The organism is Rhodoferax sp. (genome assembly GCF_028689305.1).
GTDB lineage: Bacteria > Pseudomonadota > Gammaproteobacteria > Burkholderiales > Burkholderiaceae_C > Rhodoferax.
Genome location: NZ_JAQTWM010000095.1, coordinates 1 through 12,623, shown reverse-complemented (window position 1 = coordinate 12,623; position 12,623 = coordinate 1). Strand labels below are relative to the sequence as shown.

The following is a 12,623-nucleotide window of genomic DNA, read 5'->3' as shown; positions in this document are numbered from 1 at the left end:
TTCAGACCAGTCTGACCAGGCCTGGTTGACGGTTGGGATGGCTTGTGTCTGGAGGGTTGCGTCAGCTGCGCTACTGATCAAAGCCGCCCCTTCAAGCTCTTGATGGAGCGCCCAGGCGGGGTGTAGCGGGTCGATCATCTGGCTGATCAGGTGGGCTTGCAGGTGTTGAAAATCCGGCTGGTCAGCGGGGCTGGCTGCTGCGCCATGGAGGTCGCTGATTTGCCAGTGCGATGCCAGCGCTTGAAGGCCCGGGTGTGGATGTGCGGCCAGTTGCTGGCTGTTGATCAGCACACAGTAGTCTGGGTGGCGGTGCAGATAGCGCAGCAGTGCGGTGTTCCAGCGTGTCCAATCATCCAGCGCGCTTGCGACGGATTGGACGGTTGGCTGCAGCTGGTGGCCTAGCACCTGCTGCAGATAGCTTGTAGGCGAGTTGTACACCAGCAGCAGGCGCACCTGGGCATCAAAGTCGTGCCAAAAGTCCATCAGTACCACGCTTTGCGGGTCAGCCCAGCCCCAGTGGGCGTGCTGCAGATTGGCCAAAAACAGGTCTGTGGCGAGCTCGTTCCAGAGCTTGCCGGGCTGCACTTGCGCCAGGGCTGCGGTGCTGCCCAGATCCACCTCATGACTGCTGAGCAGCCTGGACTGCAGGGCTTGTGGGCTCAGGCCAGACTTGATGCCGTGTTGGGCGTTGGTGATGCCAGCCTGGGTGAGCGTGTGCACAACGGTTTCATACCCAGAGTGCGGGCAGCCGATGGTGATGATGACTTTCATGGGCTTGAGTCTGTGCGGGTGTGTTGGGTGATCTGGCTACTGGTGGTAGTAGAACTGCAGAGCGGTATCCACGTTGTCAAACTGGTGCAGTTGGCCGGCTTGCAGCACGGCAGCGCGCTGGCAGTGTTCTTTGATGTAATGGTCGTTATGCGAGACAAAGATCATGGCGCGGTCTTTGCGTTTGACAAATAGTTCGTCATGGCACTTTTGCTGGAAGCGGCTGTCGCCCACGGCAACCACTTCGTCAATTAAAAAGCAGTCGAAGTCAATCACCATCGAGATGGCAAAGGCCAGCCGCGCCATCATGCCGGATGAATAACACTCAATGGGTTCCCGAAAATACTGCCCCAGCTCAGCAAAATCTTCAACAAAGGGGACTTTGTCTTCGACCGGGGTACCATAAACACGGCAGATGAATTTGAGGTTGTCAAGCCCGGTCAGGCGCCCCTGGAAACCACCGCCAAAAGCCAGCGGCCAGGAGACGCTCATGCCGCGGCTGATGTGTCCATGTGTGGGTTGCTCAACACCTCCGATCAAACGGATCAGGGTTGACTTGCCGGCTCCGTTGCTGCCCAGAATACCCACTTTTTCACCGGGTGCGATGGTCATGTTGATGTCTTGCAGCACGGCGACCTGGCCGTGACGCGTGGGGTAGTGCTTGCTGACGTTCACAATTTCAATCATTTCGGTGTCGCCGTTTGACTGATGATGCGGGTGTTGGCCAGGCCAAGCAGCGTGAGGATGGCGTTGATCAGTGCCATGTAAACCATGTCATAGTGCGCGTGAATGGCGGAACCAAAATAGCCTTCGCGCAGTATCTCAACACCGTGCACCATCGGCAGCATCAAAATGATGGCTTGCGCTTTTTGGGGCAGGACATCCACCAGAAATCCCGCACCGGACAACGGAAACAATAAATAGGAGGCGGGGGGCCAGGCTTTTTGAATCACCTCGGTACGCTCACTCAGGGCACCCAGAAAAATGGCCAGGGCGGTTCCGAACCAGGCCAGCATGAACCAGCCAAACAGGACTTTCAGGATGTCTTCGGGCAGTGACATCCAGCCAATAAACGTGAAAAGTAGTGACAGCACAATGAATGACATGGTGGCGCCCAGCACTTCAAGGGTCAGGCGGGCTAAAAAAATGTCAATGGCGCGCACGTTGCGGTGGTACATCAACGACATGTTGGGCCCGAGGCCGCCGATGGTGCGGCCAGGCATGTTGCGCCATAGCAAGACCGACGAATAACCCGTGACAGCAAATGCGGCAATGGGCAGGTTGGACCCATGACCTGCGCCAGAAAATGTCCACAACGCGGTGACACCGACTGTGAACATCATGGGTTCCAGGAACAGCCACAAGAACCCGATGTTGTGGCGACCGTAACGGGTCAGACTCTCCCGGATCAAGAGTGCGCCAATCACACGCCGCTGAATGGCCCAGGAGCGCCACAGGGATGAACTATGCCTATATTGCATGTGGAATGCCCCGGTTTAGTCCTGATGTTCACGCACGCCCGCCATCAGCATGCCCAACACGCCCCAGGCCAGCAGACCCAGCATGAAGGTGGCAAAGATGCTGCGCAGGCGCCGTGGCTCTGTGGCGACATCGGGTGTGCTGGGTTGGGCGATGCGCTCCAGGTACACCTGCTGACGCAATGCCTCGTTACGGGCGCTTTCCAGTGAAACCAGGGCGCTTGCCAGCTGCTTTTCAGCGAGATCACGGTCGATGGCCAGACGCTGGTAGTCGGTCGCTTTGTTGACCAATGACTTTTGACTGCCGTTGATGTTGGCGTTTTCTTTCTGGATTTCGGCACGCATGACCTTGGCGCGGTTTTGCAGGGCAGGGATTTGCGGGTTGGCCGGGGTAAAGGCTTTGAGCTGGGCCAGCTGGGTGGTGGTGGCCAGCAGGTCGTCCTGCATTTTGGTGATTTGCTGCAGTTGTGCCGTCGCTTGCCGCTCGGGATCAATCACGCCGTTTTTATTGCGGTAGGCAGTGAGTTTCAGGCCCGCTTCTTTGGCTTTGGCGGCTGCCTGGCTGACTTCCGTGGTGGCAAACTTGATCATGTCCTGGCGACCGCGTGCGTTGATTTTGTTAACCAGGGCTTCACTGAGTTCAAGCAGTTTGAGGTTGGCATTCACAGCATCTTGTGCCGTAAAGGCACGGGTGGTCAGGGTCGAGATGGATGAGGTGCTGTCGGTCTGTACCAATATCTTTTTTTGGTAATAGCGGTGCAGGGCCTCAAAACTGTTGTCTCGGTCAATGGAGCCAAAGCGGCTGAAAAGGTCAACATCGGGGCTGGCATAGGCTTTGCCGATGCCGAGTTCGTCATTGAGGGATTTCAGTGCGTCGCGCGACAAAATATAGTCTTGCACTGTGTACGCATCACCCGGGTTGCTGGAGAATCCAGCGCCTTTTAACACCAGGCCCAGTGGTGAAGCGGCTTGTTTTTCAGGGCTACGCACCACATAGCGGCTTTCACTGATGTAGACATCAGACGCCATAAAACCAAAATAGACCACGGCCAACGCTGTAGGAGCCACAACGGTCAGCCAAAACAAACCGTTGAAGGTGTGTGCTTTGTTTTTGAGTTTTTGAATCATAAGAAAGATTATTAAACGGTTTGTGGTTACTGTGGGGCCAACTCTTCGTTCAGAGCTTCTATCGTTTGGTCAATCTGTGCCCGGGTGTGCTGAGACGACATGAAAAACCGCAAACGGGCGAACTTCTCGGGCACAGCGGGGAACAGAATGGGCATCACACTGATGCCGCGCTGAAACAGGGCCTCAGACAAGCGGGCGGCTCGGATGGAGCTGCCGGTAATGACGGGGATGATGGTCATTCCGGTACACAGCCCGGTGTTGAAACCACAGGCCAAGGCCTGTTCATGAAAATAGGCGCCGTTGGCCTGTAATGCGTGAACTCGTTGAGGCTCTTTCAGGAGTTTTTGCAGGGCCGCCAGGCTGGCCGCTGCCAATGGTGGCGCCATGCCAACGCTGTACAAAAAGCCGGGTGCCATGAACTTGAGGTGTTCCACCAAAGCCGTGTCGCCGGCGATATAGCCGCCGCAACCGGCAAGCGCTTTGCTTAAGGTGCCCATCCAGATGTCAACGTCTGTGCCGGTCACGCCAAAATGCTCTCGGATACCGCGACCATTGGTGCCCATCACTCCCAGCGAGTGGGCCTCATCGACCATTAAAAAGGCGTGGTGTCGACGCTTGACTTCGATAAATTTGGGCAGGTTGGGGAAATCACCGTCCATGCTGTAGATGCCTTCAATGACGATCAGCACGCGTTCATAGTGAAGGCGCTGGTCGGCCAGCAGCGCATCAAGCGCCGCCCAGTCATTGTGGGGAAACGACAGGCGTTTGGCCCCGGAAAGCTGCGCGCCCAGCAGTACGCTGTTGTGAATCAGAACGTCATGCAGCACCAGGTCTTTGGGGCCAAACAGGTGTCCGATCGTGTTGACATTGGTGGCGTGACCACTGATAAATACAACGGCGTCGTCCACCTCGTACAGGTCTGCCAAGGCTCGCTCCAACTGGCGATGCAGCGGGCGTTCGCCCGAGACAATGCGGCTGGCAGACACGGAGGTGCCATATTGGTCGATGGCCGCTTTGGCTGCGTTTGACACATCGGCGTCGCCAGATAAACCGAGGTAGTTGTAACTGCCGTAGTTAATAAGCTGACGCCCATCTATTTGGGTGGTGGCACCGGCTATGCCTTCGTGTGGCCTGAAAAATGGGCTTGTGATACCCAGGCGTTGCGCACCAGCGTTGATGATGCGGATTTGCTGGTAGCCAGGGTGTTTGTCAAAGCGGTAATAAGTGTCTGGTACAGCATCCGTTGAACTGCCGGACAGATGCGATGCTGAGCTTTGTTGTACTTGTTGTAAACGCCGCTCCAGGATATTGTGGATCAGTTTGTCTTTGATTTGGGCGCTCAGGCCTTTGATGCCTTGGGGGGTCATTTTATTGGATGATCCGTTGGGGCGGGGCTGCGTGATTCGCTTCCAGTTCGGTCACAAACTGGCTCAGGGTCTTGCTGTCGACGTTTTCAGCATGTTGTGCTGCGATTTGCTGTACTTGAGCAGACACGGATGGGGGCGTGAAGGTGTCTTCGTCACTTGAGGCCGCAGGTTTGAGCTGACTGATGAGTTTTTCTGCCAGTTTGCTGATGGTGGGGTTTTCACCCAGTGTCATCACCGGCAGTTGGACGCCAAAGCGGCTTTCAATGGCTAAAACCAATTCAACCCCCATCAATGAATCGAGCCCAAGTTCATAAACTGAACGATCGGGGTCGATTTTGTCTGGCGCCATGCGCAAAATTTCTGCAATTTCGGCCCTGAGCATGTCTTTGACAGTCGCCGTGAGTTCTTCAGGGCTGAGTTCGTCGAGCAAGCGGTTGATGTCATCGCTGTGACCTTCGTCTGACTTGGCATCCGTGTCAAGGGCCGCCAGTTCACCAAACTTGGGATCAGCAGCACCAGGAAGGAAACGTTTGAGGGCACTCCATTGAAGCTCCATCACACCCAGGTCTGAACGGTTGGATGCCAACAGGTCTTCCAGGACATCCAGGGCGTCAGCCGATTGAATGGCCTGGCCGCCCATACGGCTTTGCAGGGCGTCTTTGATTTTTTCGTTGCGGGCCAGAAAACCTGCATCGTCAATGGCGCCCCACCGCACACAAAGAGCCGGTAGGCCAGCACTGCGACGCGCTTGCGCAAGCGACTCAAGGTAGGCGTTGGCCGCCACGTAGGCGCCTTGCCCCGGATTGCCAAAGAGTGTGGTGGCAGAGGAGTACAGCACGAAGAAGTCGAGCGGGAGTTGCCGGGTCAAATCATGCAAATGACGGGCGCCCAAAATTTTGGGGGCCAGAATGCTCCTCAATTGTTCGCGGGTGATGTTTCGCACCAGCGCATCATCAATGACTGCTGCAGCGTGGATCAGGCCACGTAAGGGGGGCAGGCAGCTGGCTATCTGGTCAAATAGCGCAGCAAGTGTTTTGAAGTTGGTGACATCGCAGGCTTGCGCCAAAACCTTGACACCCATTGCCTCAAGGGCTGCTATTGTGCTGCGCGCCTCGTCAGATACCGGGCCGCTGCGGTTGATCAGTACCAGATGGCGTGCGCCTTTGTCGGCAAGCCATTGGGCTGCTTTGAGGCCGAATCCACTCAAGCCGCCAGTCACCAGGTAAGTCGCCTCAGCAGAGAGGCCGAGCGGAGTTGGTGCGCTTTTTGAGGTGTGAATAGGGCTGATGCCGTTGCGGTAAGTGACCACGATCTTGCCGATATGGCGAGATTGCTGCATCTGGCGGAATGCGTCCACCACGTCATTGGCCTCGTATGTCTGATAGGGCAAGGGATGTAATGCGCCTTGCGCAAACAGGTCCAGCACTTTCCTGAACAACGATTCAGTGAGGGCAGGTTGGGCCAGCATGAGCTGGTCGGCGTCGATGCCAAAGTAGGAGATGTTGTTGCGAAAGGGTCGTAAACCTACTTTGGTGTTGTCGTAAAAATCCCGTTTGCCCAATTCCAGGAAGCGTCCGAAAGGCTTCAGGATGCTCAAATTGCGGTTGATGGCTTCACCAGCCAATGAGTTGAGCACAACATCAATTCCCTGCCCCTGAGTCACAGCCATGATTTGGTCAGCAAAGGCCAGTGTGCGGGAGTCAAAAATGTGATCTGCCCCCAACAGGCGCAAAAAGTCCCGCTTGTTGTCAGATCCGGCGGTGGCAAATACCTCCGCGCCAAGGTGTTTGGCAAGTTGAATGGCCGCGACACCTACACCGCCGGCTGCACCATGAATCAAAACGCGCTCACCTGGCTGCAGATTCGCCAGATGGTGCAGGGCGTAATAGGCGGTGAAGAAGGCTGTGGGGATAGTGGCAGCAGCCTCAAAAGAAATAGCACCAGGGAGCATTGCAACTGCCGAGGCGGGGGTGATGACCTGGTTGGCGAAGCAGGAGGCACCAAAGGCCAGAACACGGTCACCGATGGCAAGGCCGGTCACCGACGTACCCAACGCAGTCACAACGCCAGCGCACTCCAGGCCTAAAGTGGGCCCGGCAAATCCGCGTTCAACGGCCTCATCCGAGAGCAAGCCCAGGGCGTACATGACATCGCGGAAGTTCAGGCCGGTGGCCTTGACTTGAATGGCCACTTCGTTGGCTTGCAGGTTGCGCACAGCGGCGGACTCCCAGCGCAAGTGGCGCAATTGACCCTGTGTGGCAAATGACAGGCGCACTGTCCTGGGATGGTTGGGGGACGATGGTTCGTACACCTGTCGAGGCGCCAAACGCAAGCGGGGGACAAAACGCTCACCGGCAGCAGTGAAGATGACTTCGCGCTCGTCGGTGGGTGACATCAGCTCTTGAGTCATGGCCGTCAGCACGGCAGGGTTAAGCGGCGTACCTTGGGGTTGAGGCTCCAGATCCAGCAGGCGCACATGAAGGTGCCCGGGCTCATTGAGCAGGGTACGGCCCAGGCCATGTAGCGGAGCATCGATGGTTTGACTCAACGAGTTGCCGCGATCTGGCAATAACCGGGTAGCCACGCCAGAGGTCACCAGCCAGCAGGTGGTCGTGGTTTGAGTCGCCTCACAGGCCTGCACCAGGGTGGTGGTGATGGTCAAGCGCTTGAGTTGAGACGCCAGCATGTCACCGGAACTCGGCGCTGTGTCGGCCGCAGTCAAACCATGCCAATGAATGACACCGCTGATCTCACCGTGCTGCGCTTTGAGAGTGAGGAGCAGTTGGCTCATCACGGTGACATCACACAGGTCAAGCTCTGGCGATGTGACCGTGATGTTTTGTAACGGCAACGCGTTAACCAGTGCTGTGACCGATGCTCGGATTGACTCAGATTCATCGGCCAGGACAAGCCAGGTGCCGTTGGTGACAATTTCCCGGACGCAGGAGGTGACAGTTTGCGCCCGGCCATGGCCGAGCAAGGCGTACGGTGAGCTCGGGCTGTCAGGCGACAACAAAATACTGTCGCTGACGACAAAGCTGCGATGTTCAAGTTGTTTTTGCCATTGATGCGAGGCAAGGCGCAATGCGGTTTGGCTGCCAAATAGAAAATCAAGCCAGCGAGCTGAAGAAGCGCTTAGCCAAAGCACAACACCATGGTTGGCCAGCCATCGAGTAGCCGCATCAAGCGCTTTTTGACCATCTGATGGGGTCAGGAAGTCGCTGTGAACGATGATCAGATGAGCTTGTGATGATGTGCCTGGGTTGTTGATGTCCGACTTCAGATCTGTGAAAGCCAGAGCGGGCCATTGTTCGCGTCGGCGCTGACATTCGTCCAGCGTTTCGGGGTTGATTGCGCCAAAGGTCAATTGACAGCGATCAGCAGGAAGAGTGCGCATCAGGTCAGGCAATAACACCGGCGAGTCACTGCCAATTTCCAGGATGTGGAAACGTTGACCTTCGGTCAACTCTTGCAGGCAAGTTTGTGTTGTCGCAACCAGCGCCTGGATGATTTGTTCGTTTTGCAACAAGCCGAAACTCTCTGCGACCATGGATGCAAACGTGCACTCCGGCGGCAACAACTGGGCCAGGGTGGTTTGACCTTTGATCAAGGCAACCAGATTCATCCCGACACGGCTGACGGCCTGAATGGCCGCGAAATGTTCAGTGTGATCAGCCAGTAGCAGATGCCAGATATCCCCGGACCAGGAAAGATCGGCTGTGTCGCACAGCCGCCAGCCAGAATCTGATCGATCAAGAAGGCTGTCCTCTTCAAGGATGGCCATCATCCGCCCCAGCATGTCGGCTGCATCGGGGGTTTGACCTGGCAAAAGCGCAAGTTGTTGCTCAGATAACTCACGGTTTTGATCAGCCAGCAGAAGAAACGCTTCAGCAGCAAAACTGGTGCATAAGGCGGCCAGCAGGGGTTCAACTTCGCGCGCGTAAACTAGGCTGGATTCGTCGTTGTTCAGTGCCAGGGCAGCGGCAAGGACATCGCGCTGAAGATGGCTTGCTAAAGCCTGGGGCGCAACGGCTTCGGTTTGTGGGTGTGCCTTGGGGACAGCGGTGTAGGACAGAAAATTCAGCCGCGAAGCCCTTTTCTGGTTCATGGGGGCACTGCGAAAACGAACGTCGCGTAGGCACGCAACGACAGCGCCCTGGTCGTCAAACAGCATAAAGTGGGCAGATACGCTGTGCGGCGAACAGTGCAGCAATTGGGCTTTGGCGATGACGGGCACACCCATGCCGGTGCGTAAGCTTAAACGGCCTATTTTTGCCGGCAGGTAGGCCAAGTCTGAAGACTGCGTGATGTAGTCACGGAGTAAATGGAGAATAAGCTGAAAACTGCAGTCCAGCAGTGCCGGGTGCAGCAGCGATGGCGTCAGGGATGTTAGCGCGCTGTCAGGTAAATTGAGCTTGGCCCAGGCGGTGTCTTTTTCTACCCAGCCAATGTCAATGGCCTGAAAAACCGGCCCGTAGTTCAGCCCCACTTGTTGAGTTAACAAAGTATGTGACTGGGCATCGAAATCGGGTTGACGGTCAGGTATTTGCGCTGTTTCTTGCGCAAACAAAATATCGATAGGCTCGGTGATGACCCGACCGTTGGCATGTAAGGTCCATGGGTCGGTGCTGAATTGGTCACGGCTGGCTATTGCAAAGCTGCCGTCGCTGGATTCCAGGGAAACTCTGAGGAGTTTGGTGCTGTCGGCATTGAGCACCATTAACATCTTGAGGTCGAGTTCTTCGATCTCCAGCTGTGCCGGTAACCCTTTTTGAGCGGTCCATTGCGCTGCCACAGCCAAGCCCAGTTCAGCATAACCTGTCCCCGGGAAAACAATCACGTTACCAATGACGTGATCAGCCAGTTCGGGATACCGCAAAGGGTCAATCTGGTTTTCCCAAGTGAATGCTTGCTGCCCCAATGGGTACCCCAGGAGCGGATGTGCTTTACGCCGCTGCAAGAGCTGATGAGACTCGGTAGTGACCGTATGCCAATGCTGATCACGTTGCCACGGGTAATTGGGCAAATCTGTGAAGCGTCCTGGATGTGGGAAAAAGCGCGTGAGGTCGGTATCTACGCCAGCGAGCATGACCTGAGAGACAGCGGTCCGCACCCGTTCGAGCGAATCGTCTCCCCGCATCAATGTGGGTATAACCCGGCCTGAATGAGAGGAGGTTTTCAGGCAGTCGTTGAGATAGCCGCGCAACACGGCGTGTGGCCCGACTTCAACAAAGACATCGACGCCCAACTCACGAATCGCAGCAATGGCTTTTTCAAATTGCACCGGTTGGCGGATGTTTTCCCACCAGTAAGCGGCTTCAAGCCGATCACCAGGCACAACGCTGCCAGTCACTGTCGAGACGAAGTCAATCAGTGTCTGTTGTGGTTTGACCCCACGAAGTGCATTCACGATGCCAGCCTGGATGGGATCCATTGCTGCACTGTGAAAGGCATAGTCGAGGTCCAGACGCTTATAGAGGATTTGACAATCAGAGAGAATGTTTTCAAGCTCCGTCAGCGCTGCTGAAGGTCCAGCCAGAGTAATACCACGCGCACTGTTGATACCTGCGATGGTCACGCTGTCCACAAGTCCTGCTTCCGCTAACAGGGTGCACATTTGCGCTTCACTCACGGCCACGGCCGTCATTTGGCCATGGCCTTTGGTCATGCCCTGAAAATGGCTTCGGTAATAAATGACTTCAACGGCCTGTTCAAGCGTCAAAGCGCCAGAAGCCCATGCGGCAGCCACTTCACCCACACTGTGGCCCGACACTGCGACAGGCATCACACCTTGGGAGCGAAGCATTTCGGTCACACCAACCTGGATGGCAAACAAAGCTGGCTGAGCAATTTCCGTGCGTTCGTATCGACCCGAGCCGTAGCTTCCCTTGAGCTCTTCTTCAAGAGAAAACTCTCCATAGCGATCAAAATAACGCCCAACGGCCTGCACAGCCGCCTTGAAGGTTGAGCTTTCCTCCAAAAGCTGGCGCCCCATGTGCTCCCACTGCGATCCATTGCCGGAATATATCAAGGCGACTTTGGGCGTCGGACTGATGCCCGCAGCGGTCACGACGGGAAGATCAGTGGGTTTGCCTTCTGCAAAACATGCCAAAGCAGACGCCACAACGTGAGGTGAGTCTCCAAAAACCACGGCACGGTGTTCATGCCACTCACGATGGAAGGCAGCGCGGTAAGCAACATCGTAGAGATCTGCAGAATCATCCTCGACCAAGAGGGCGGCGTACTGTTTTGCCGCTTCTTTCAAGGCGGCGTCGGATTTTCCCGAGATAATCAAGGGCACTCGAATCGGACAGAGTTCTTTGAGCTGCTTGGGGCGAGTGGCACTCACTTCGGCAGCGGGGCTCTCCAAAATGATGTGCGCATTGGTTCCGCCAAAACCAAAACCACTGATGCCCACCACAATGGGCCCCGTTGTTGGCAATGAAGTGGTTTGCGTGACCACTTTCAAGTTCCAGTCCTGAAACTGAATGTTTGGGTTAGGTTTGTTGAAATGAATGGTTGCCGGTACGATGCGATGCTTGATGCAGTGCAGCGCCTTGACCAACCCGGCAACACCGCTGGCAGCCTCCATGTGCCCAAGATTGCTTTTGACCGAACCGATCAGCAACGGTTGGTCTTTGGGGCGCAATTGCCCCAGTGCTTTGGCCAGAGCACTGGCTTCAATGGGGTCGCCAACTGGCGTACCCGTACCATGAGCTTCCAGATAGGAAACATCTGCAGGCAGAATGCCCGCTCTGGTATAGGTTTCAGTTAACAAAGCCGCCTGCGCTGCCACACTGGGGACTGTCAGCCCCGATTTTTTCCCGTCACTGTTAACGTTGGTACCGGCGACCGTCGCCAGGATGAGATCACCATCAGCAAGGGCTTGTTCGTATGCCTTGAGCACAAAGATGCCACCGCCCTCAGAGCGCACATAGCCATCGGCCGCTGCGTCAAAAACATTACAAATACCTCTGCGCGAAAGCATCGAGGCTTTTGAGAACGCGATAAACCCATAAGGATGGAGCAGCAGACTGACGCCGCCGGCAATGGCCATCGTTGTCTCGCCAGCCACAATGGATTGGCATGCCTGATGAAAAGCCACCAATGAGGAAGAGCAAGCCGTGTCGATGGACATGCTCGGCCCTTTTAGGTCGAACAGGTAGGAAATTCGGTTGGCAGCGATGCTAGACGTGTTGCCGGTGGCTACGGTTGAATCCAGGGCGCCGAGGTCATCGGCAAAACGCATGGCATAGTCAGCGGAAGAGATGCCAATAAACACGCCACATTTGCTGCCTTTGACAACGCTTGGTTTGATGCCCGCATTTTCAAAAGCCTCCCAGGTCATTTCGAGCAACAAGCGTTGCTGAGGATCCATTTGTGCCGCTTCACGAGGAGAAATTCCAAAAAACGAAGCATCAAAACCAGAAACATCGCCCAAAGTCCCTGATGCAAAGGTGTAACTTGTTCCTCCGTGCTTCTTGAGGGGATGCAGGAAATTGTCCATAGCCCAGCGGCTAGGGTCAACTTCAGTGATCAAGCACTTACCGTTGATCAGATCAGACCAATAGCGGCTTGTTGTGGTTCCTGGAAACCTGAATGAACATCCTACAACTGCAACTTTTTTCATTAAATTCAATTTAATCAAATGCCAGCGGTCACGCTTGTAAAGCATAGACCGCTACTCCCGGCTCAACCTATTTATAAATCGGATGCTTTATTAATGAGTGGATAACGCCAATTAATGGTGCCTCCCAGACATGGTCAAAAGCAATACCGACCCTTGGTATGCTAGTTAATTTTAGCTGTTCAATTTTTACATTTGCTTACGAAAACTAGGGGAAAACGATGACATATGTGAATTAGTTCCAATAGGGCTTAG

Annotated in this window: 6 protein-coding genes; all 6 read right to left on the bottom strand. The window is 55.4% G+C overall.

Translation table 11 applies throughout. The annotated features are described in order from the left end of the window. A partial coding sequence (locus PHW99_RS15655) for a hypothetical protein (protein ID WP_300179622.1) occupies positions 1-771 on the bottom strand: 771 nt, incomplete at its 3' end. A 36-nt stretch (positions 772-807) separates the two neighbouring features. Beyond that, complete coding sequence (locus tag PHW99_RS15650; protein WP_300179620.1) at positions 808-1,455, bottom strand: ABC transporter ATP-binding protein; 648 nt, start codon at positions 1,453-1,455, stop codon at positions 808-810. After that, entirely contained in the window at positions 1,452-2,249 is a 798-nt protein-coding gene (locus PHW99_RS15645) for an ABC transporter permease (protein WP_300179617.1), read from the bottom strand. Before PHW99_RS15645 ends, PHW99_RS15650 begins: the two co-directional genes overlap by 4 nt. 15 nt (positions 2,250-2,264) lie before the next feature. Further along, positions 2,265-3,374 (bottom strand): hypothetical protein, encoded by a 1,110-nt coding sequence (locus tag PHW99_RS15640; protein ID WP_300179614.1) that lies wholly within the window; start codon positions 3,372-3,374, stop codon positions 2,265-2,267. Between the two features lie 26 nt (positions 3,375-3,400). Then, positions 3,401-4,741: an aminotransferase class I/II-fold pyridoxal phosphate-dependent enzyme gene (locus tag PHW99_RS15635; protein ID WP_300179612.1), complete on the bottom strand. Its 1,341-nt coding sequence runs from the start codon at positions 4,739-4,741 to the stop codon at positions 3,401-3,403. A gap of 1 nt (position 4,742) precedes the next feature. Then, positions 4,743-12,416, bottom strand: a complete 7,674-nt coding sequence (locus PHW99_RS15630) for a type I polyketide synthase (protein WP_300179609.1) — start codon at positions 12,414-12,416, stop codon at positions 4,743-4,745. Positions 12,417-12,623: the final 207 nt, after the last annotated feature.